Below are 20,069 nucleotides of genomic sequence, written 5' to 3'. Positions count from 1 at the left end.
CTGTCGAAGAGCATTGGCAGGGCTTCGACAAGCCCAGCCCGAACGGTAGTTGGTTGCCGGACTAATAGCCGGTCCTCAGCGCCCCTCAGTGCGCTTCATCCCAGTTGTTCCCCGCCCCGACCTCGACCAGCAGTGGCACCGCGAGCTCGGCCACGCCGCCCATTCGCGCGGGCAGTTCGCGGCGCATCAGCTCGAGCTCGTCGCGCGGCACTTCCAGCACCAGTTCGTCATGCACCTGCAGGATCAGGCGCGACCTGAGCCCCGACGCCCCGAGCCAGCCGTGCACCGCGATCATCGCCTTCTTGATGAGATCCGCCGCCGTACCCTGCATCGGCGCATTGATCGCCGCGCGCTCGGCCCCCTGGCGGCGCCCCACCTGCTGCGCGCGGATGTCGGGCAGATACAGCCGGCGCCCGAACACCGTCTCGACGTAACCCTTCGCCTTGGCCTCGCCCTTGATGCGCTCCATGTAGTCGGCGACGCCCGGATAACGCGCGAAATAGCGGTCGATCCAGCCCTGCGCGGCGGCGCGGTCGATGCCGAGGTTCTTCGCCAGCCCGTGCGCGCTCATGCCGTAGATGAGGCCGAAATTGATGACCTTCGAATAGCGGCGCTGCTCGCTGGTGACTTCCGCCGGCGTGACGCCGAACACTTCCGAGGCGGTCGCGCGATGCACGTCCTCGCCGTGCGCGAAGGCTTCCAGCAGGCGCGCGTCGCCCGACAGGTGCGCCATGATGCGCAGCTCGATCTGCGAATAGTCGGCCGACACGATCACGTGGTCGCGCGGCGCGATGAAGGCCGCGCGGATGCGCCGCCCTTCGGCGGTGCGGATCGGGATGTTCTGCAGGTTCGGCTCCGAGCTCGCCAGCCGCCCGGTGACCGCGACCGCCTGCGAGAAGCTCGTGTGCACGCGCCCGGTCTTCGGGTTGACCATGCGCGGCAGCTTGTCCGCGTAGGTGCTCTTGAGCTTCGCGAAGCCGCGGTGTTCGAGCAGCAGCTTGGGCAGCGGGTAGTCGTCGGAGAGCTGGACGAGCACCTCCTCGTCGGTGGAGGGCTGGCCGGTCGCAGTCTTCTTGACGACCGGCAGGCCCAGCTTGCCGAACAGGATCTCGCCGAGCTGCTTGGGCGAGGCGAGGTTGAAGGGCTGCCCGGCGAGCTCGTGCGCCTCGCGCTCCAGCGCCATCAGGCGCCGCCCGAGCTCCTCGCTCTGCTGCGCGAGCAGGAAGTCGTCGATCAGCACGCCGGTGCGTTCCATGTCGAACAGCACCTGCATCGCCGGCATCTCGATGTCGCGGTACAACGCGGCCAGTGCCGGCACCGCCTCGAGCTGCGGCCACAGCGTCTCGTGCAGGCGCAGCGTGATGTCGGCGTCCTCGGCCGCGTATTCGCTCGCACGCTCGAGCGCGACCTCGTCGAAGCCGATCTGTTTCGCGCCCTTGCCGCACACGTCGGTGTAGGGAATCGTCGTCAGGCCCAGATGGCGCTTCGCCAGCGAATCCATGTCGTGCGACTTGTCGCTTTCCAGCACGTAGGACTGCAGCAGCGTGTCGTGCGCGATACCGGCGAGACGGATGCCGTGATTGGCGAGCACGTGCGCGTCGTACTTGAGGTTCTGGCCGAGCTTGGCATGGGCGTCCGATTCGAGCCACGGCTTGAGGCGCGCGAGCACCTCGGCGAGCGGCAGCTGCGCCGGCACGTCGGGTCCGCGGTGCGCCAGCGGCAGGTAGGCCGCCTCGCCCGCGACGGTCGCGAAGGACATGCCCACGAGCTGCGCCGCCATCGGGTCGAGGCTGGTCGTCTCGGTGTCGAACGCGACGAGCACCGCGGCCTCGAGTTTCGCCAGCCAGGCGTCGAACGTCGCCCGGTCGAGGATCGTCACGTAGCCGCCGCGATGCGCGCCCGGCGCCGCGGGCGGGTCCTCCGTCACGACGGCGACCGCGCCCGATGCCTCCGGCGCAACGGCGTTCGCCGACCGGGCGCTACCCCCAGCATTGCGCACCGACGCCGGCCCGTCCAGATCCTTGAGCCAGCCGCGGAACTCGAAGCGCTCGTACAGCGCGCGTAGCGCCGCCTTGTCGTCCCCGCGCGCGGGCAGCGCGTCGAGCGCCAGCGGCAGCGCGACGTCGGTCACTACCGTCACGAGCTTCTTCCCCAGCGGCAGGAAATCGAGATGCTTGCGCAGGTTCTCGCCCACCTTGCCACCCACCTTGTCGGCGTTCGCGACGAGGTTGTCGAGCGTGCCGTACTCGGTGAGCCACTTCACCGCCGTCTTCGGCCCGCACTTCTCGACGCCCGGCACATTGTCGACGGCATCACCGACCAGCGCGAGATAATCGACGATGCGCTCGGGCGGCACGCCGAATTTCTCCGTCACGCCGGCCTCGTCGAGCACCTCCTCGCTCATCGTGTTCACCCACTTCACGCCAGGGCGCACGAGCTGGGTCAGGTCCTTGTCGCCGGTCGAGATCACGACCTCCCAGCCACGCTCCTGGGCCTGGCGCGTGAGCGTGCCGATCACGTCGTCGGCCTCGACCCCCTCGATCGCCAGCAGCGGCCAGCCTTCCGCCTGCACCGCCGCGTGCAGCGGTTCGATCTGCGCGCGCAGGTCGTCGGGCATCGGCGGGCGGTGCGACTTGTATTCCGGGTACAGGTCGTCGCGGAAGGTCTTGCCCTTGGCGTCGAACACGCAGGCACGGAATTCGGCCTTGTAGTCGCTTTCGAGCCGACGTAGCATCGACAACACACCCCGAATCGCCCCGGTCGGCTCGCCCTGCGACGTGCGGAGATCCGGCAGCGCATGGAAGGCGCGATACAGATAGCTGGAACCATCGACGAGCAACAGGACGGGCATCAGGCAGATTTCCTTGCGGGATCCGGGCGCCGCCCGGAATCAGAAGACGCCGGCGCACGGACCGGCAGAACGACAAGACGAGAACAACATGGCCGCGAAAGAGAAAATCCCCCCCAGCGCCCCGAGCAGCACCGCGCCGCGCTTCAATGCGCGCGAATCGTGGCGCATCTTCGGAATTATGGCAGAGTTCGTCGAGGCGACCGAACGGCTCAACGCGATCCGGCCGGCGGTGTCGATCTTCGGCAGCGCGCGCATCCCGCCCGACCACATGTACTACCTCCTCGCCGAGCGCATCAGCCGCCTGCTCTCCGACGCCGGCTTCTCGGTGATCTCGGGCGGCGGCCCGGGCATCATGGAAGCCGCGAACAAGGGCGCCTACTTCGGCAAGAGTCCGTCGATCGGCCTCAACATCCAGCTGCCGATGGAGCAGAGCTCCAACCCCTACCAGGACATCTCGCAGACCTTCCAGCACTTCTTCGCGCGCAAGTTCATGTTCGTGCGCTTCGCCTCGGCCTACGTCGTGATGCCGGGCGGCTTCGGCACGCTCGACGAGCTGATGGAAGCGCTCACGCTGATCCAGACCGGCAAGGGCCGCAAGATCCCGATCATCCTCGTGCACGGGCCGTTCTGGAAAGGCATGATCGACTGGTTCCGCGACCGCCTCGTCGCCGAACGCATGATCAACCCGGAGGACCTCGACCTGATCCAGGTCATCGACACCCCCGAGGAAGTCGTCGAGGCGATCTTCAAGCACTACGAGCACCGCGGCTTCCTGCCGCTGCCCGAGGAACACGAACTGCTGCTCAACCTGTGATGACGGACGCACGGCGCGGGTCTGCTAGAATCCGCGCATATAAGGAGAGCACCATGCGCCGAAATCTCATCGTGCTGCTGATGGCCATCGCAACCCCGGTTGCGGCCCAGCAGCCCCCCAAGCTCGAACCGATTCCCGAACCGCCGCCGATGCCGGCCGGCGATCCGTCGATGGACCCGGAAGTCACGATCGTCAAGCGCGGCCAGGACACGGTGCAGGAGTACCGCATCCGCGGCAAGCTCTACATGATCAAGGTCACGCCCCCGCACGGCGTGCCCTACTACCTCATCGACAACGAGGGCAACGGCGTCATGTCGCGCCAGGACGTGCTGCCGTCGCTCTCCGTGCCGATGTGGGTGATCAAGTCCTGGTAATGCCCTTCCGGCCTGCGGGCCACTGACTCACCGCTCATCCTCACATGTCCGTTTTCACCGCCGTTGCCCCCGAGACGCTGTCCCGCTGGCTCGGCCACTATGCCATTGGCCGCCTCGTCGAGCTGCAGGGCATCTCGGCCGGCGTCCAGAACAGCAATTTCTTCGTCACGACCACGCTCGGCCGCTACGTGCTGACGCTGTTCGAGGCGATTCCGCGCGCCGAGCTGCCCTTCTACCTGCACCTGATGGCGCATCTCGCGCGCCACGGCCTGCCGGTGCCCGCACCGATCGCCAACCGCGACAACGAATATCTCGGCACGCTCAGCGAGCGGCCCGCCGCGCTGGTGATGCGCCTGTCGGGCAAGTCCGAGATGGCGCCGGGCATGCAGCATTGCGCGCGCGTCGGCGCGATGCTCGCGGGCCTGCACCTCGCCGGCCTGTCCTACGGCCGCAGGCAGGACAACCCGCGCGGCGCGGCATGGCGCACGGCCGCCGCCGCCCGCGTGCGCCCCTTCCTGCCCGCCGACGAACAGGCCCTGCTCGACGCCGAGCTCGCCTTCCAGGCTGCCGTGGACTACGCGAGCCTGCCGCAGGGCGTGATCCACGCCGACCTCTTCCGCGACAACGTACTGTGGGACGGCGACCACGTCGGCGGCGTGATCGACTTCTACTTCGCCGGCCACGATGCGCTGCTCTTCGACGTCGCCGTCACCGTGAACGACTGGTGCACGAGCGCCGACGGCGAACTGGACCCGCAGCGCAGCGCGGCGCTGCTCGACGCCTACCATGCCGAACGCCCCTTCACCGGCGCCGAGCGCGCGAGCTGGCCGGCGATGCTGCGCGCGGCCGCACTGCGCTTCTGGCTGTCACGCGCCGAAGACTTTCACCTGCCCAAACCGGGCGAGATGGTGCTCGTGAAGCCGCCCGCCGAATACCGCGACATCCTGCGCCTGCGCATTGCGGCAGCGCCTTCCCTGCCGCTCTGAACGATGAACGAAGCCCACTCCACTCACTCCGCGCACCATTCCGCCGACCCGGCGGGACACGGTGCCCCGCACCGCCGCCATCCGCTGCCGCCGCCGGGCCATGTCACGCCGGCCGACACGCTGAAATGGATCGCCGCGGGCTGGAAGACCTTCACCGCCAGCCCCGGCATCTGGGTCGCCCAGACCCTCGTGCTGATCGTCGCCCTCAGCGCCCTGGGCCTCGTGCCCTTCCTCGGCTGGGCGCTCGCACCGCTCGCCTTCCCGGTGCTCGTCGCCGGCATGCTCTCCGGAGCCCATGCGCTGGCGCAGGGCGAGCCGCTGCGCATCGACCACCTCTTCGACGGCGTGCGCCGCCATGCCGGCAATCTCCTGATGATCGGCGGCTTCCACCTGCTGGGCGCCCTGCTCGCGGCCCTGATCGCCGCCGCCGTCGGCAGCAGCGCGGCGCTGACCGGCATGCTGGTCGGCGCCTTCGCCGGCATGAGCCTCGCGGCGGGCGGGGTGATGCTTGCCGTCGCGGTGTTCACGGTGTTGTGGGTGCTGCTGCTGATGGCGCTGTGGTTCGCGCCGGCCCTCGTGATGCTGCAGGGCGTCTCGCCGCTCGACGCGATGAAGCTCTCGGCGCGCGCCTGCCTTGGCAACCTCACCAGCTTCATCGTGCTGGGTTTCATCCTCTACGTGCTGGTGTGGATCGCGATGCTGCCGGCCGGGCTCGGCATGCTGGCCCTGGTCCCGGTGCTGGCCGGTGCCCTGCACGCCGCGTGGCAGGACACCTTCGCGCCCGATCGCCCGCAGCCGGCCCCGGCCCTGCTCGCCCCCATCGACACCGCCGACGAGTAGGCGCATGCAAGCACGACAACTCCCGTCCGGGCGCGGCTTCGCCTGGCTCGGCGAAGGCCTGCAGATCTGGCGGCGCAACCCGGCGCTGCTCACCTTCGCGTCCTTCGGCTACCTGCTGCTGCTGATCCTCGTCTCCGTGGTCCCGTTCCTCGGCCAGGTCATCGCCTCGCTGCTGATGCCGATCCTGTCGCTGGGCGTGCTCAACACCTGCCAGGCGATCGACAAGGGGCGCAAGGCGGGGCCGGACGTGCTGTTCTCCGGCTTCCAGCAGAACCTCCCCGCGCTGGTGACGATCGGCCTGATCTACCTTGCCGGCAGCCTGCTGGTGCTGCTGCTCACCTCCCTCGCCGACGGCGGCACGCTGCTCAAGGTGATGACCAGCGGCGGCAAGATCGAAGCCGAGGCCGCGACCAGCACCGGCTTCACCGTTGCACTGCTGATCGCGATCACGCTGTCGACACCGGTCATGATGGCCTACTGGTTCGCGCCGCTGCTCGCCGGCTGGTGGAAGCTCTCGGCTCCCAAGGCAATGTTCTTCAGTTTCTACGCGTGCCTGCGCAACTGGCGCCCCTTCCTTACCTACTCGATCGCGCTGGCCCTGTTCGGCGCGGTCCTGCCCGGCATCCTGCTCGGCCTCGTCGGCATGGCGTCGCCGATGCTCGCGACCCTGCTGTCGGTGCCGCTGCCGCTGCTGCTCATCCCCATCGTCTTCGCCAGCTTCTACGCCAACGCGCGCGACATCTTCGGCGAACCCGGGAATGCCTTCGAACAACCCTGACCGGGGTGCGCTGGGCCTGCTGGGCGGCACCTTCGACCCGATCCATTTCGGCCACCTGCGCCTCGCCGAGGAAGCACGCGAGGCGCTCAACCTCGCGCAGGTCGCGCTGATCCCCGCCGGCCGGCCCCCGCACCGCGGCGCGCCGCAGTCCCCGGCCGTCGACCGGCTGGAGATGGTGCGGCTCGCGAGCGCCGGCAATCCCGGGCTCGTCGTCGACACCGGCGAGGTGTTCGCGCCCAACAAGAGCTACACCGTGCTGACGCTGGAACGCCTGCGCGCGCAGCACGGACCCGACCGCCCGCTCGTGCTCATCCTCGGCGCCGACGCGTTCAACGGCCTGCCCGGCTGGCATCGCTGGCAGGACCTCTTCGCCCTCGCCCACATCGCCGTCGCCAACCGCCCCGGCTTCGCACCGCACGGCCGGCGCTGGCCGGGCACCCTGTCGCCGGAACTCGACGCCGCCTGCGCGAGTCGGATTGACACCCACCCGGCCATCCTGCACGAGAGCCCTGCCGGACGGGTCGTCCCCTTCGACATGACGCCGCTGGCGATTTCCGCATCGCTGATCCGCGACCTCATCCGCGGCGGGCACAGCGCCCGCTATTTGCTGCCCGATCCGGTTCTCGACTATATTGGGGTGCACCACCTCTACCGCAAAACCTGATGGACACCTGCACACTCGAAGAAACCGTCGTTGCCGCCCTCGAAGACATCAAGGCCAAGGACATCGAAGTCATCGACACCACCAAGCTGACTTCGCTGTTCGACCGCATCATCATCGCCACCGGCGATTCCAACCGCCAGACGCGGGCGCTGGCGCGCAACGTGCATGACAAGGTTCGCGAGGCGGGCGCCCCTGTCGTCAGCGTGGAAGGCGAAGAGACCGGGGAATGGGTGCTGGTGGACCTCGGCGACATCGTCGTGCACATCATGCAGCCGGCGATCCGCAGCTACTACAACCTCGAAGAACTGTGGGCCGCCCCCTCGACCCTGCGGCGCGGCCGCGCGGCCGCGCGCGTCGCGGCACAATGACGCCTGCGCTGCCGCCGGCCATCGGCCGGCTGCAAACCCGCCCCCACCTCCCGTGAAGCTCTCGATCGTCGCCGTCGGCACCCGCATGCCCGCGTGGGTCGAGGCCGGCTTCGACGAATTCGCGCGCCGCATGCCGCGCGAGCTGCCGCTGCAACTCGTCGAGGTGAAGGCCGAACCGCGTACCACCGGCAAGACCGTCGAGGCGATGATGACGGCCGAGGCGGCGCGCATCGAAGCGGCGCTGCCGCCGCGCTGCCGCCGCGTGATCCTCGACGAGCGCGGCGCCGACCTCACGACCGTCGAGCTCGCGCGCCGGCTCGAAGCCTGGCAGGCGGACGGGGCCGACGTCGCGCTGATCGTCGGTGGCCCCGACGGGCTGGCGCCGGCGCTCAAGGCCGGCGCTCATGAACGTCTGCGCCTGTCGAGCCTCACCCTCCCGCACGCGCTGGTGCGCCCCCTGCTGGCCGAGGCCCTGTACCGCGCCTGGACGGTACTGAAGAACCACCCCTACCACCGCGAGTAAGGCATGACCGCGGCGCGGCTTGCGCGGCAATCGCCTGCGGGGCATTGGAGGGTAGAATCCGGCATAACAATTGCGGCGCCCCGCCCCTGATTTTCCGGCACTCATGTCCAGTCTCCAAGCCCGAATCTACCTCGCCTCGCGCAGCCCGCGCCGGCGCGAACTGTTGCGCCAGATCGGCGTGCCCTTCGATCTGCTGGTGTTTCGCGGCGGCGAACGCGGCGCGGATGCGGACGTCGACGAGACGCCGCTGCCGGGCGAGGAGGTCGAGCACTATGTCGAGCGCATCGCCCTCGTCAAGGCCGAAGCCGGCTGGCGGCGCCTGCAGTGGCGCACCCTGCCGCTCTACCCGGTGCTGTCGGCGGACACGACGATAGCGCTCGATGGCGAGATCATCGGCAAGCCGGCCGACGCGGCCGATGCCGCCGCGATCCTGCGCCGCCTGTCGGGACGCACGCATCGCGTGCTGACCGCGGTGGCCATCAGCGACGGCACGCAGACCCGCAGCCGCATCAGCACCAGCGACGTGCGCTTTCGCGCGCTCACCGACCTCGAGATCCGCCACTACATCGCCACCGGAGAGCCGATGGACAAGGCCGGCGCCTACGGCATCCAGGGGCGCGCGGCGATCTTCATCGAGGAGATCCGTGGCAGCTACACCGGAATCATGGGGCTGCCGCTGTTCGAGACCGCACAGCTGCTCGACGCCTTCGGCTATCCGCTGTAAGCTCGGGCGGCTCCCGCCCCCGGGCGTCGGGCCGCGCCCTCGATGGGCAATGCGCAATCGGTGCCTCACGTCTGCGCTTGCGCATTTCCCATTGGCAGTCAGTCCATGAGCATCGAATTCCTCATCAACTTCACACCGCAGGAGACGCGGGTCGCGATCGTCGAACAGGGTGTCGTGCAGGAACTGCACGTCGAGCGCACCGCCAGCCGCGGCATCGTCGGCAACATCTACCTCGGGCGGGTCGTGCGCGTGCTGCCGGGCATGCAGTCGGCGTTCATCGACATCGGCCTCGAGCGCACCGCCTTCCTGCACGTCGCCGACATCTGGAGCGACCGCCACAACGGCGACACCGGCAAGCCGATCGAGCGCATCCTCGCCGAAGGCCAGAACCTCACCGTGCAGGTGCTGAAGGACCCGATCGGCACGAAGGGCGCGCGCCTGTCGACGCAGATCAGCATCGCCGGGCGGCTGCTCGTGTACCTGCCCCAGGAAAAGCATATCGGCATCTCTCAGCGCATCGAGGACGAGGCCGAGCGCGAGGCGCTGCGCGAGCGGCTCACGCGCCTCGTGCCCGAGGACGAAGCCGGCGGCTTCATCGTGCGCACGATGGCGGAGTCGGCCTCGGACGAGGAGCTCGCCGCCGACATCGCCTACCTGAGGAAGCTGTGGGGCGAGATCCGCAACAGCGCCACCGGCCGCGTCCCGCCCGCGGTGCTGTACGAGGACCTCGGCCTGGGCCAGCGCGTGCTGCGCGACCTCGTCAACGACGACACCACGCGCATCCTCATCGACTCGCGCGAGAACTTCCAGAAGCTCACCGCCTTCGCGTCCGAATACAGCCCCAAGGTCCTGCCGCTGCTCGAACACTACGGCGGCGAGCGCCCGCTCTTCGACCTGCACAGCGTCGAGGAAGAAATCCAGAAAGCGCTCGCGCGGCGCGTGAGCCTGAAGTCGGGCGGCTACCTGATCATCGACCAGACCGAGGCGATGACCACCGTCGACGTGAACACCGGCGGCTTCGTCGGCGCGCGCAACTTCGACGACACGATCTTCAAGACCAACCTCGAGGCCGCGCAGACGATCGCGCGCCAGCTGCGCCTGCGCAACCTCGGCGGCATCATCATCATCGACTTCATCGACATGGAAAACCCCGAGCACCGCGACATGGTGCTCGACGAGTTCCGCAAGGCGCTCGCGCGCGACCACACGAAGATGACGGTGAACGGCTTCACCGCGCTGGGCCTCGTCGAGATGACCCGCAAGCGCACGCGCGAATCGCTCGCCCACCTGCTGTGCGAGCCCTGCCCCACCTGCGGCGGCCGCGGCGAAGTGAAGACCGCGCGCACGGTGTGCTACGAGATCCTGCGCGAGCTGCTGCGCGAGGCACGCCAGTTCAACGCGCGCGAATTCCGCGTGCTCGCCGCGCCCAACGTCATCGACCTCTTCCTCGACGAGGAATCGCAATCGCTCGCGATGCTGTCGGACTTCATCGGCAAGAAGATCTCGCTGCACCCGGAAGCGAGCTACTCGCAGGAACAGTTCGACATCGTGCTGCTGTGACGGCCCGCGCGACATCCCGCGGCGCGGAGCCGACAAAGCAGCGTTTCGGCAGCGCGCCGCTGCGCTATTTCGCGGCGACGCGGCCCGCCTTCCTCTCCGTCACGCTGGTCGGCTGCCTGATCGGGCTGGCCGCGGCCCGTGCGGACGGCGTCGCGCTCGATGCGTTGCGCGCGGCCGTGACGGTGCTGTTCGCGCTGCTCGCGCATGCCGGCGCGAACGTGCTCAACGACTACCACGACGCGCTGAGCGGCGCCGACGATGCGAACGCGGACCGGCTCTACCCCTTCACCGGCGGCAGCCGCTTCATCCAGAACGGCGTCCTGACGACCGGCCAGACCGCGCGCTTCGCCTATGCACTCTTCGGTCTGGTCGTGCCCGCGGGACTGTGGCTCGCCTACGGTTCCGGGAGCGGCCTGCTCGCGATCGGGCTCGCGGGGCTGGTCCTCGGCTGGGCCTACTCGGCGCCGCCCCTGAAACTCGCGAGCCGCGGGCTGGGCGAACTCGCGATCGCTGGCGCGTGGCTGCTGGTCGTCGTCGGGGCGGATTTCGTGCAGCGCGGCACCTTCGCGTGGACACCGGTCGCGGCGGGCGTCTCGTTCGCGCTGCTGGTCGCGAACCTGCTGTTCATCAACCAGTTTCCCGACCGCGCGGGCGACGAGGCTGCCGGCAAGCGCACGCTGGTCGTGCGCCTCGGCGCGGACACCGCGAAATGGGGCTATTTCGCAATCGCGCTCGCGGCCTACGGCTGGCTCGTGCTGCAGGTCGGGCGCTACAACCTGCCGCAGGCCTGCGCGGCGGCGGCGCTGACGCTGGTGCTGTCCTTCCATGCGGCGCGCCAGCTGCGCGAGCACGCCGATGAGCCGGCCGAACTGCGGCCCGCGATCAAGCTGACGATCGCCGCGGCGAACCTGCACGGCCTCGTGCTCGCTGCAACGCTCGCGTTTGCACGCCACGCCTGACCCAATCTTCGGACCTGAACACATGATCGGACGCATCGCCGGCAACCTGCTGGAAAAGAATCCCCCCCAGATCGTCGTCGACGTGCAGGGCGTCGGCTACGAGATCGATGTGCCGATGAGCACTTTCTACGGCTTGCCGGCGACCGGCCAGCCGGTGTCACTGTTCACGCACCTCGCGGTGCGCGAGGACGGCCACTTCCTGTATGGCTTTGCCAGCGCCGACGAGCGCGCGGCCTTCCGCCAGCTGCTGAAGGTGTCCGGCATCGGCGCACGCACGGCGCTCGCGGTGCTGTCCGGCCTGTCGGTCACCGACCTCGCGCAGGCCGTCGCGCTGCAGGAGGCCGGCCGCCTCGTGAAGATTCCCGGCATCGGCAAGAAGACCGCCGAGCGCCTGCTGCTGGAATTACGCGACAAGCTCGGCAAGGCGCTGCCGACGCTGGGGGCGACGGTCTCGCCGGGCGTCGTCGTGGCGGCACCGGACGCGCGCAGCGACATCCTCAACGCCCTGCTCGCGCTCGGCTACAACGAGAAGGAAGCGCTCGGCGCGATGAAGGCGGTGCCGGAGGACAGCGGCGTGTCGGACGGCATCCGCCTCGCGCTGAAGAGCCTGTCGAAGGGCTGAAACGCCGCCTCGCGCTGCGCTAAACTCCCGCCATGATCGAAACCGACAAGCTGCAGGCCCCGCGCCTGATCTCCGCGCAGCCCGCCGACCGCCAGGAGGACGCCGTCGAGCGCGCGCTGCGCCCGAAGCGGCTCGCCGAATACGTCGGCCAGGCGAAGATCCGCGAACAACTGGAGATCTTCATCGCCGCGGCACGCCAGCGCAGCGAAGCGCTCGACCACGTGCTGCTGTTCGGCCCGCCGGGCCTGGGAAAGACCACGCTCGCGCACATCGTCGCCACCGAGATGGGCGTGAATCTCCGCCAGACCTCGGGGCCGGTGCTCGAGCGCGCCGGCGACCTCGCCGCGCTGCTGACCAACCTCGAACCGCACGACGTGCTCTTCATCGACGAGATCCACCGCCTGTCGCCGGTCGTCGAGGAGATCCTGTACCCGGCGCTGGAAGATTTCCAGATCGACATCATGATCGGCGAAGGGCCCGCGGCGCGCTCGGTGAAGCTGGATCTGCCGCCCTTCACGCTGGTCGGCGCGACGACGCGTGCGGGGATGCTGACGAACCCGCTGCGCGACCGCTTCGGCATCGTCGCGCGGCTGGAGTTCTACACGCCGGAGGAGCTCGCCTTCATCGTCGGCCGCTCGGCGCGCCTGCTGGACGTCACGATCGACGACGACGGCGCCTTCGAGATCGCCCGCCGCTCGCGCGGCACCCCGCGCATCGCCAACCGCCTGCTGCGCCGCGTGCGCGACTACGCGCAGGTGAAGGCCGGCGGCGACATCACCGCCAAGGTCGCGGACGCCGCGCTGCGCATGCTCGACGTCGACCACCTCGGCCTCGACCTGATGGACCGGAAGCTGCTCGGCGCGATGCTGGAAAAATTCGCCGGAGGCCCGGTCGGCCTCGACAACCTCGCCGCGGCGATCGGCGAGTCGTCCGACACCATCGAGGACGTGCTCGAACCCTACCTCATCCAGCAGGGCTACCTGCAGCGCACGCCCCGCGGGCGCATCGCCACCGCGGCGATCTGGGAGCATTTCGGCCTCGCCCACCCGGGGCGCGGCGACGATCTGTTCGGCGCCTGACCCCGCACCCATGCGCGCCTTCGTCGCCTTCACGATGGTGCTGTGCCTGCTCGGCGGCGCCTGGCTGCTGGGGGGCCCGGCCTTCTTCTGGCCCGACCGCTTCGATCCCGCGCAGGGGGTCCGGCTCGGCGGCCTGTCGTCGCAACTGCTGGGCGCCGGCCTGCTGACGATCGCCGGCCTCGGCGCGATGGTGATCGCGCGCGCGGCGCGCGGCGTTCGCGGCACGCCATCTCCCGGCTGGCAGCTCCGCTACTTCCTGCTGATCCTGCTCGCGCTGGGCCTCGTCGGCGCCGCCTTCACGCTCGGCGAGCGCGGGCCGAACCCGGACTGGCGCGCACCGGACAACGCCGTCGCTCCGCAGTAGGGCGGATTTCACCCCGCCCCACGAGGCGTCCTCAGCCGATCTGAACCGCCAGCCCCTTCAGGTATTCGCCCTCCGGCACCGCCAGACCGACCGGGTGATCCGCTGCCGCGGACAGCCGGTGCAGGATGCGCGCATCGACACCCGCATCGCTCGCCGCGCCGGCGACGATCTTCTGGAAGAGTTCCAGCCCGATGCCGCCCGAGCACGAGTAAGTCATCAGGATGCCGCCCGGGTTGAGCAGGCGGAAGCCGAAGAGGTTGATGTCCTTGTACGCGCGCGCGGCGCGGTCGACATGCGCGGCGGACGGCGCAAACTTCGGCGGATCGAGCACGATCAGGTCGAAACGGCGCCCTTCGGCCTTCAGCGCACGCAGCGCCGCGAACACGTCGGCCTCCAGCCACTCGGCGCGCCCCGCATCGAGCTGCGGATTCAGCACGACGTTGCGGCGCGCGACATCCAGCGCCGGCCCCGATGAGTCGATCGACAGCACCGAGGCCGCGCCGCCCGCGAGCGCCTGCAGCGAAAAGCCGCCGGTGTAGCAGAAACAGTTCAGCACGCTGCGCCCGTTCGCGAGCAGCCCGGTCAGCTTGCGGTTGTCGCGCTGGTCGAGGTAGAAACCGGTCTTGTGCCCGGCGACGACGTCGACTTCCATGCGCACGTCGTTCTCGACGATGGTCAGGATGTCCTGCGGCAGCTCGCCATGCACGCACCCCGTTGTCGGCGCCAGGCCTTCGAGCTTGCGCACGTCGGAGTCGGAACGTTCATACACCACCTTGCAGCCGGTGGCCTGCACCAGCCCGGCGACGATCGCGTCGCGCCACTTGTCGGCCCCCGCGCTGGTGAGCTGCACCACGACCACGTCGCCGAAGCGATCCGCGATCACGCCCGGCAGGCCGTCGGATTCGCCGTGGATCAGGCGCACGCCGCTCTCGTGCGCGAGCAGCGGATGGGTCGCGCGGCGGGCGACCGATTCGGCGACGCGGCGCTTGAAGAAGGCGTGGTCGATCGATTCGTCGGGCGCGAAGGTCCACATGCGCGCGCGGATCTGCGACTCCGGCGACCACGCGGCGCGCCCGAGCGGACGGCCGTCGTCGGCGACGACTTCGACGGTATCGCCGGGTCGCGCGCGGCCTTCGAGGCGGGCCACGGAACCGGCGAACACCCACGGGTGGCGGCGCAGGAGCGAACGCTCCTTGCCGGGATGGAGAACGAGCTTGGACATGGTGCGGACCGCGGAGGAAATCAGGCGCGTGAGTTTATCGCCGCGCGCCCCGCCTCGCCAGCCAACGCGCCGCCGTCCGATGGCGACGCAACCGCCCCCTACTCCTGCAGGCGGCGGCGGATGCGGTCGGCGGTGTCGAGCAGTTCGGGCAAATCGCGCGAGCCCAGCAGGCGGCCGAAATGATCGATCGCGCGTGGCGTCAGGAACAGATGGCCGTTTTCGCGGCGCGCGATCCAGCCGAGCTCGACCAGGCGCACGATCTTGCGCCGCACCGTCTCGCGCGGCAGACCCGTCGCAGCGGCGATCGAGTAGGCATTGCACGGACGCATGATGGACGCGAGCGCGTTGGCGTCGAGGTCCAGTGCAGACTCGCTGTTGTTCTCGAGCGCACCGATGTTATGCAGCGCAATTTCGCCGAGCAGCAGCGGCAACAGGATGTCGCGCTCGAACTCTTCGAACAGGCGCCTCAGGCTGCGGACCTGGTAGCGCGCAAGCAGGATCGCCGCAGCACGTAGCGGACTGGCGCAAGCGCCCTCCTCCACCGCATACCCGCGCTCTCCGGCGTGCGGGCCGATGGCTTCCTTGTCTTCTTTAATAATGCGGCTCATGGCTGCCTTGACCCTGACGTCTCCACCAACCGACGTAAGGCAGACGTGTTGGGATCGGCCAACCCGGCTCATCGGGTCATGCCCGTTTCGAGCATAGCGCACGCGCGACTCCCGATCTGGATTTTCGCTACCCGATTTGGGCACCACTGCACAAGCAAACAATATTTAAAAGGTATTTCCGCCGCGCCGCGGCGGAAAGCGTCGTCAGCGGCGGCGGGCCCGGGGATGCGCTGCGTCGTAGACCTTCGCGAGGTGCTGGAAATCGAGATGCGTATATACCTGTGTGCTACGGATGCTGGCGTGGCCGAGAAGCTCCTGCACGGCCCGCAGGTCCCCGCTCGACTGCAGCACGTGGCTCGCGAAACTGTGGCGCAGCATGTGGGGATGCACGTGGACGCCCAGCCCGCGCGTCTGCGCCCAGCGCGCCAGGCGCGAGCGGACCGCCCCGGCGCTCATGCGCGTGCCGCTGCGCGTGACGAAGAGCGCCGCCTCGTCCCCGGCGGCGAAATGGCCGCGTTGGGCGAGCCACGCCTGCAGCGCCGCGACGGCCTGCGAGCCGACCGGAACGGTACGCATCTTGTTACGTTTTCCCCGCACGGTCACCAGCCGCTCGACGAGGTCGAGGGCGGGGCCGACGTCGAGCGCAGCGAGCTCCGCGAGGCGCAGTCCGGAGGAATAGAGCAGCTCGAACATCGCGTGATCGCGCACTTCCAGCCCGTCGTCGGGCTCGGCGTCGAGCAGCGCCTGCGCCTGATCGGGCGACAGCGCCTTCGGCAGCGTCTGCGGCGATTTCGGCGGGCGCACGCCTTCCGCGGGGTTCGCCTCCATCTCCCGGCGCTGGCGGATGAACCAGCGGAACAGCCCGCGCCAGGCCGACAGCACGCGCGCAATCGACCGCCCGCCCAGGCCTTCGCCGTGCATGCGCGCGACGAAGCGGCGGATGTCGTGCCCCGTGAGCGCCTGCGGCGGGCGCCCGTCGGCGAGCCGCTGCAGGCGTTCGAGATCGCGGCGGTAGTTCTCCAGCGTCAACGCCGCGGCGCGGCGCTGGGTCGCGAGATAGCCGAGATAGTCCGCCAGCCACGCGGGCGGCGGCTGATCCGCGACAACGGCCGGGGCGTCGCGGCCCGTCATGCTCAACCCAGCTGGCGGCGCAGCGCTGCGGCGACGATGTCGCCGATGCGCGAGACGTAGAGCGTGCCCATCTCGGGGTAGAAGCGCTCGCTCTCCTGGCTGCCGAGTGCGAGCAGGCCGAAGACCTGCGCGTCGCGCCGCAGCGGGACCAGCGCGACCGAGCGCACGTGCGCCGCGGCGGTGCCGAACCACTCGAGCACTTCGAGGTTGGCCGGCGCGCCGCAATAAGGATGGCGCATGTCGCCGGCGAAGAGGCGCACGGCCTCGCCGACCGGCGCGAAATCCTCGCTCTCGCGGGTCAGCACCGAGTTCCAGACACGCAGCGCGATGTTGGGCACGGCGAAATCGTCGCGCAGGTTCTCGAACAGCGCATGACGCAGGCTTTCGTAGTCCTCGGCCTCGAGCAGATCCAGCGTCAGCCGATGAATCTTCTCGCCGATCTCGTCGTTCTCCTCGCCGAAACGGATGAGTTCGGAGAGTTTGCCTTCGAGAAGCCGGATCTTGTCGCGCAGCGCATGCAGCTGGCGCTCGGCGAGCGAGATGGCCTGCCCGCCGTGCGGATGCGGAACGGTCAGCTCGGTGAAGAGTTCGCCGTGGTCGGCGAGAAAATCCGGATGTTCCTTGAGATAGCGTGCGACGTCGGCTGCATTCATGGAAAGACCACTCCCTGCGGACGGTTCGCGCCCGCGCGTGTTCGTTGGCAATCGGCACGGCGCGTGGATGACACGGCACCGCCCGCCTCGATCAGGCGAGCTCGAGCTCGCCGGCAAATACCGTCACGGCCGGCCCCGTCATCAGCACCGGCTCGCCGAGCCCCGCCCAGGCGATCGCGAGCTCGCCGCCGCGCGTCTCGACGCGTACCGGCGACACCAGCAGCTCGCGCCGGATGCCCGCGACCACCGCCGCGCACGCCCCCGTGCCGCAGGCGAGCGTCTCGCCGGCGCCACGCTCGTATACGCGCAGGCGGATGCGGTGCTCATCCACCACCTGCATGAAACCCGCATTGACGCGGGCAGGAAAGCGCCCATGATGCTCGATCAGCGGACCCTGCGTCGCCACCGGCGCGGCATCGACGTTGGCCACGACCTGCACCGCGTGCGGATTGCCCATCGACACCGCGGTGATCGCGACCGGCGTGCCGGCGACATCGAGCGGCTGCACGACGGCATCCGAATCCGAGACGAAGGGCACGCGCGCCGGCTCGAGCACCGGCACGCCCATGTCGACGGTGACGAGGCCGCTGTCCTCGAGGCGCGGCGCGATCACTCCGGATTTCGTCTCGACGCGGATCTCGCGCTTCGCGGTGAGCCCCTGTTCATGCACGAAGCGCACGAAGCAGCGCGCGCCGTTGCCACACTGCTCCACCTCGCCGCCGTCGGCGTTGAAGATGCGGTAGCGGAAATCCACGCCGGGCTGCGTCGCCGGCTCGACCACCAGCAGCTGGTCGCAGCCGACGCCGAAATGGCGGTCGGCGAGGAAACGGACGCGCTCGGACGTGAGTTCGACGTACTGGCGCACGGCGTCGATGACGACGAAGTCGTTGCCGAGGCCGTGCATTTTGGCAAAGCGCAGGTGCATGAAAGGTTCCGGTCAGAAGGTTCGAAGCGGCGCGAGCCGAATCGGGGAATTCTCGCGCAGCATGCGGGGGGAGTCCAGCGACGGCCGCGTCGGTGAAGGCGACGAGAACGGCAGCCGGGCAGGGATCAATAGGGCCGCTTCTCGCCCGGCGGGCGCGTCTTGAAGCGCCGGTGCACCCAGTAATACTGCTCCGGCATCGTGCGCACCACCGACTCGATCCACTGGTTGATGCGCAGGGTATCGGCCTCGGCATCCTCGGTCGGGAAATCGGGCAGGGGCACACCCAGTTCGACGACGTAGCCGCGCCCGCCGGGCAGCTGGCGCGTCACGCACGGCACGACCGCCGCGCGGGCGAGCCGCGACAGGCGCGACACGCCCGTGATCGTCGCCGCCGGCACGCCGAAGAAAGGCACGAAAATCGTTTCCTTGCGGCCATAGTCGAGGTCCGGCAGGTAGTAGAACGGCCGCCCCGCCTTCATCGCCTTCACGGTGCCGCGCACCCCGTCCTGACGCGACAGCAGCAGCTGATCGCCGAAGCGGCTGCGGCCGTGGTAGAGCAGACGGTCGAAGACCGGGTTTTTCTGCCGCGCGTAGACGCTCACGCTGTCGAATTCCATCGCGATGCGCGCGCCGCCCATGTCGAGGCCGAGGAAATGCGGTGACAGCATCATCACCGGCGTACCGGCCTCGACCAGCGTGCGCAAGTGCTCCAGGCCTTCGAAACGGACAATCCCTTTCAGCCGCTCCGCGCTCGCCCACCACAACAGCCCGCGCTCCAGCAGGCTGCGGCCGAGCGCGCGGAAATGCGCGCGCGCGAGACGCCGGCGCGCCGCGGCGTCCAGTTCCGGAAAGCACAGGCGCAGATTGACGTCGACGACGTGGCGACGCTGGCGCGCCAACAGGTGCAGCAGTTCGCCCAGGCCTTGCCCGAGGAAAGCCAGCACCGGCAGCGGCAGCCAGTGCAACAGCCAAAAGAAGGCGACCGCGAGATAGCTGAAGAGTCTCATTGCGCCCCCCCTTCAGCCGGCGCCGGTTCGACCCCGGCGGGGCGCTTGTAGCGGTTGTAGCCCCACAGGTACTGCTGCGGGCAGGCGAGGATCAGGCGCTCGATCGCACGGTTGATCGCCGCGCAACGCTCCTCGAGCGAACCGACGATCGGCTCGGCCGGCTCGGACAGGCGCAGCACGTAGCCCGCGCCGCGCGGCAGGCGTTCGGTCCACAGCATGATCACGCGCACGCCCTTCACTTCGGACAGGCGCGCCGCGAGCGTCATCGTCCATGCAAACTTGCCGAAGAACGGCGCCCACACCCCTTCACCCTCCCCGGGCGCCTGGTCCGGCAGCATGCCGACCATCTCGCCCCCGCGCAGCGCCTTCAAGAGGCGGCGCACGCCGGAGACGTCGGCCGGCGCGACCCTGACGTTGCCGCGCGCGCGCCCCGCCTCCATCAGCGGCCCCAGCGCCGCCTTGCGCGGCTGGCGGAACAGCACGGTGATCGGACCGTGCATCGAACAATACTGCGCGCACAGCTCGAAGCAGCCGAGGTGCGGCGTCAGCAGCAGCACGCTGGCGCCGTCGGCGCGCGCCCGTTCGAGGAGTTCGGCCCCTTCGACGCGGACGACACGCGCCAGCACCTCGTCCTGCGGCCGCAGCCACACGTATGGCAGTTCCAGCGCCTGGCGCCCGGCTTCGCGGATCGCCGCACGCAGGATCGCCGGATCCTTGCGCCCGAGCGCGCGCGTGAGATTTTCTTCGAGGCGGCGGGCGTACTTCGGCGAGAAGCGCCAGGTCAGCCAGCCGGCGAGGCCGCCCAGGCGGTGCAGCCAGGCGAGTGGGAAGCGGGCGAGAACGCGGAACAGGAAATCGACGGTCACGGTCACAAGCGTCGGCGCAGGCACGGCCCGGCGGGCGACGCGCGTTGACCGACTGAATTCGGAAGCTATAATTATCGCTTACCCGCCGAGTTAATACGACAACTTGCAGGGCGGAGCCGCGAGCGCACCAGACCGGTCGCGGCGAACAAAT

22 protein-coding genes are annotated in these 20,069 nt (G+C 69.3%); 14 read left to right on the top strand and 8 right to left on the bottom strand.

The annotated features are described in order from the left end of the window. Positions 1-85 precede the first annotated feature (85 nt). Complete coding sequence (gene polA, locus CDA09_RS02515; RefSeq protein WP_121427180.1) at positions 86-2,851, bottom strand: DNA polymerase I; 2,766 nt, start codon at positions 2,849-2,851, stop codon at positions 86-88. 88 nt (positions 2,852-2,939) lie between these two features. Between polA and CDA09_RS02510 the strand changes: the two genes are divergently transcribed. From CDA09_RS02510 to CDA09_RS02445, 14 genes are all read left to right on the top strand, one after another. After that, positions 2,940-3,665 (top strand): LOG family protein, encoded by a 726-nt coding sequence (locus CDA09_RS02510; RefSeq protein WP_121427179.1) that lies wholly within the window; start codon positions 2,940-2,942, stop codon positions 3,663-3,665. 53 nt (positions 3,666-3,718) lie between these two features. Then, a complete protein-coding gene (locus CDA09_RS02505; protein WP_121427178.1) occupies positions 3,719-4,039 on the top strand; it encodes a DUF2782 domain-containing protein in 321 nt (106 codons plus the stop codon). A 44-nt stretch (positions 4,040-4,083) separates the two neighbouring features. Continuing rightward, positions 4,084-5,025 carry a homoserine kinase gene (locus CDA09_RS02500; protein ID WP_121427177.1) on the top strand — a complete coding sequence of 314 codons (942 nt, stop codon included), beginning with the start codon at positions 4,084-4,086 and terminating at the stop codon, positions 5,023-5,025. Positions 5,026-5,028: 3 nt separating this feature from the next. Further along, positions 5,029-5,865, top strand: coding sequence for a BPSS1780 family membrane protein (locus CDA09_RS02495; RefSeq protein ID WP_286164357.1), 837 nt, complete (start codon positions 5,029-5,031; stop codon positions 5,863-5,865). A 4-nt stretch (positions 5,866-5,869) separates the two neighbouring features. Continuing rightward, entirely contained in the window at positions 5,870-6,643 is a 774-nt protein-coding gene (locus CDA09_RS02490; protein WP_121427176.1) for a BPSS1780 family membrane protein, read from the top strand. Next, complete coding sequence (gene nadD, locus CDA09_RS02485; RefSeq protein ID WP_121427175.1) at positions 6,624-7,307, top strand: nicotinate-nucleotide adenylyltransferase; 684 nt, start codon at positions 6,624-6,626, stop codon at positions 7,305-7,307. Before CDA09_RS02490 ends, nadD begins: the two co-directional genes overlap by 20 nt. Beyond that, complete coding sequence (rsfS, locus tag CDA09_RS02480; RefSeq protein WP_121427174.1) at positions 7,307-7,675, top strand: ribosome silencing factor; 369 nt, start codon at positions 7,307-7,309, stop codon at positions 7,673-7,675. Before nadD ends, rsfS begins: the two co-directional genes overlap by 1 nt. Before the next feature lie 52 nt (positions 7,676-7,727). Beyond that, the gene (gene rlmH / locus CDA09_RS02475) at positions 7,728-8,198 is read left to right on the top strand and encodes a 23S rRNA (pseudouridine(1915)-N(3))-methyltransferase RlmH (RefSeq protein ID WP_121427173.1); all 471 of its coding nucleotides are present in this window, start codon (positions 7,728-7,730) and stop codon (positions 8,196-8,198) included. Positions 8,199-8,301: 103 nt separating this feature from the next. Further along, positions 8,302-8,922, top strand: a complete 621-nt coding sequence (locus tag CDA09_RS02470; protein ID WP_121427172.1) for a Maf family protein — start codon at positions 8,302-8,304, stop codon at positions 8,920-8,922. A gap of 105 nt (positions 8,923-9,027) precedes the next feature. Beyond that, positions 9,028-10,482: a ribonuclease G gene (gene rng, locus CDA09_RS02465; protein WP_121427171.1), complete on the top strand. Its 1,455-nt coding sequence runs from the start codon at positions 9,028-9,030 to the stop codon at positions 10,480-10,482. After that, positions 10,479-11,441, top strand: coding sequence for a prenyltransferase (locus CDA09_RS02460; protein WP_121427170.1), 963 nt, complete (start codon positions 10,479-10,481; stop codon positions 11,439-11,441). The genes rng and CDA09_RS02460 overlap by 4 nt, the downstream gene beginning before the upstream one ends. 22 nt (positions 11,442-11,463) lie before the next feature. Then, positions 11,464-12,063, top strand: a complete 600-nt coding sequence (gene ruvA, locus CDA09_RS02455) for a Holliday junction branch migration protein RuvA (RefSeq protein ID WP_121427169.1) — start codon at positions 11,464-11,466, stop codon at positions 12,061-12,063. Between the two features lie 32 nt (positions 12,064-12,095). Further along, the gene (ruvB, locus tag CDA09_RS02450) at positions 12,096-13,142 is read left to right on the top strand and encodes a Holliday junction branch migration DNA helicase RuvB (RefSeq protein ID WP_121427168.1); all 1,047 of its coding nucleotides are present in this window, start codon (positions 12,096-12,098) and stop codon (positions 13,140-13,142) included. A 10-nt stretch (positions 13,143-13,152) separates the two neighbouring features. Next, positions 13,153-13,506: a hypothetical protein gene (locus tag CDA09_RS02445; protein WP_121427167.1), complete on the top strand. Its 354-nt coding sequence runs from the start codon at positions 13,153-13,155 to the stop codon at positions 13,504-13,506. Between the two features lie 31 nt (positions 13,507-13,537). On the opposite strand, the gene CDA09_RS02440 is transcribed toward CDA09_RS02445, so the two are convergent. The 7 genes from CDA09_RS02440 to CDA09_RS02410 all read right to left on the bottom strand — a co-directional run bounded on the left by CDA09_RS02440 (position 13,538) and on the right by CDA09_RS02410 (position 19,918). Next, the gene (locus CDA09_RS02440) at positions 13,538-14,728 is read right to left on the bottom strand and encodes a class I SAM-dependent rRNA methyltransferase (protein WP_121427166.1); all 1,191 of its coding nucleotides are present in this window, start codon (positions 14,726-14,728) and stop codon (positions 13,538-13,540) included. A 98-nt stretch (positions 14,729-14,826) separates the two neighbouring features. After that, positions 14,827-15,336: an IclR family transcriptional regulator gene (locus tag CDA09_RS02435; RefSeq protein ID WP_174718404.1), complete on the bottom strand. Its 510-nt coding sequence runs from the start codon at positions 15,334-15,336 to the stop codon at positions 14,827-14,829. Positions 15,337-15,540: 204 nt separating this feature from the next. Further along, on the bottom strand, positions 15,541-16,467 hold the full coding sequence (gene xerC / locus CDA09_RS02430) for a tyrosine recombinase XerC (RefSeq protein ID WP_121427165.1): 927 nt from the start codon (positions 16,465-16,467) through the stop codon (positions 15,541-15,543). A 2-nt stretch (positions 16,468-16,469) separates the two neighbouring features. Next, positions 16,470-17,120 carry a DUF484 family protein gene (locus tag CDA09_RS02425; RefSeq protein ID WP_121427164.1) on the bottom strand — a complete coding sequence of 217 codons (651 nt, stop codon included), beginning with the start codon at positions 17,118-17,120 and terminating at the stop codon, positions 16,470-16,472. A gap of 91 nt (positions 17,121-17,211) precedes the next feature. Next, the gene (gene dapF / locus CDA09_RS02420; protein ID WP_121427163.1) at positions 17,212-18,045 is read right to left on the bottom strand and encodes a diaminopimelate epimerase; all 834 of its coding nucleotides are present in this window, start codon (positions 18,043-18,045) and stop codon (positions 17,212-17,214) included. Between the two features lie 125 nt (positions 18,046-18,170). Continuing rightward, positions 18,171-19,052 (bottom strand): lysophospholipid acyltransferase family protein, encoded by an 882-nt coding sequence (locus CDA09_RS02415; RefSeq protein WP_121427162.1) that lies wholly within the window; start codon positions 19,050-19,052, stop codon positions 18,171-18,173. Then, positions 19,049-19,918 (bottom strand): lysophospholipid acyltransferase family protein, encoded by an 870-nt coding sequence (locus CDA09_RS02410; RefSeq protein ID WP_121430701.1) that lies wholly within the window; start codon positions 19,916-19,918, stop codon positions 19,049-19,051. The genes CDA09_RS02415 and CDA09_RS02410 overlap by 4 nt, the downstream gene beginning before the upstream one ends. Positions 19,919-20,069 lie beyond the last annotated feature (151 nt).

It is taken from the genome of Azoarcus sp. DN11 (assembly GCF_003628555.1).
In the GTDB taxonomy this organism is placed as follows: Bacteria; Pseudomonadota; Gammaproteobacteria; order Burkholderiales; family Rhodocyclaceae; genus Aromatoleum.
This window is presented reverse-complemented; position numbering and strand designations above follow the sequence as displayed.

Excerpts from the sequence above, each read along its gene's own strand:
- CDA09_RS02435 (WP_174718404.1), bottom strand. The coding sequence starts at position 15,336 with ATGAGCCGCATTATTAAAGAAGACAAGGAAGCCATCGGCCCGCACGCC.
- CDA09_RS02445 (WP_121427167.1), top strand. The coding sequence starts at position 13,153 with ATGCGCGCCTTCGTCGCCTTCACGATGGTGCTGTGCCTGCTCGGCGGC.
- CDA09_RS02415 (WP_121427162.1), bottom strand. The coding sequence starts at position 19,052 with ATGAGACTCTTCAGCTATCTCGCGGTCGCCTTCTTTTGGCTGTTGCAC.
- CDA09_RS02440 (WP_121427166.1), bottom strand. The coding sequence starts at position 14,728 with ATGTCCAAGCTCGTTCTCCATCCCGGCAAGGAGCGTTCGCTCCTGCGC.
- CDA09_RS02505 (WP_121427178.1), top strand. The coding sequence starts at position 3,719 with ATGCGCCGAAATCTCATCGTGCTGCTGATGGCCATCGCAACCCCGGTT.
- CDA09_RS02425 (WP_121427164.1), bottom strand. The coding sequence starts at position 17,120 with ATGAATGCAGCCGACGTCGCACGCTATCTCAAGGAACATCCGGATTTT.
- CDA09_RS02495 (WP_286164357.1), top strand. The coding sequence starts at position 5,029 with ATGAACGAAGCCCACTCCACTCACTCCGCGCACCATTCCGCCGACCCG.
- CDA09_RS02510 (WP_121427179.1), top strand. The coding sequence starts at position 2,940 with ATGGCCGCGAAAGAGAAAATCCCCCCCAGCGCCCCGAGCAGCACCGCG.
- polA (WP_121427180.1), bottom strand. The coding sequence starts at position 2,851 with ATGCCCGTCCTGTTGCTCGTCGATGGTTCCAGCTATCTGTATCGCGCC.
- CDA09_RS02500 (WP_121427177.1), top strand. The coding sequence starts at position 4,084 with ATGTCCGTTTTCACCGCCGTTGCCCCCGAGACGCTGTCCCGCTGGCTC.
- ruvB (WP_121427168.1), top strand. The coding sequence starts at position 12,096 with ATGATCGAAACCGACAAGCTGCAGGCCCCGCGCCTGATCTCCGCGCAG.
- ruvA (WP_121427169.1), top strand. The coding sequence starts at position 11,464 with ATGATCGGACGCATCGCCGGCAACCTGCTGGAAAAGAATCCCCCCCAG.
- rng (WP_121427171.1), top strand. The coding sequence starts at position 9,028 with ATGAGCATCGAATTCCTCATCAACTTCACACCGCAGGAGACGCGGGTC.
- dapF (WP_121427163.1), bottom strand. The coding sequence starts at position 18,045 with ATGCACCTGCGCTTTGCCAAAATGCACGGCCTCGGCAACGACTTCGTC.
- CDA09_RS02470 (WP_121427172.1), top strand. The coding sequence starts at position 8,302 with ATGTCCAGTCTCCAAGCCCGAATCTACCTCGCCTCGCGCAGCCCGCGC.
- rsfS (WP_121427174.1), top strand. The coding sequence starts at position 7,307 with ATGGACACCTGCACACTCGAAGAAACCGTCGTTGCCGCCCTCGAAGAC.
- xerC (WP_121427165.1), bottom strand. The coding sequence starts at position 16,467 with ATGACGGGCCGCGACGCCCCGGCCGTTGTCGCGGATCAGCCGCCGCCC.
- CDA09_RS02490 (WP_121427176.1), top strand. The coding sequence starts at position 5,870 with ATGCAAGCACGACAACTCCCGTCCGGGCGCGGCTTCGCCTGGCTCGGC.
- nadD (WP_121427175.1), top strand. The coding sequence starts at position 6,624 with ATGCCTTCGAACAACCCTGACCGGGGTGCGCTGGGCCTGCTGGGCGGC.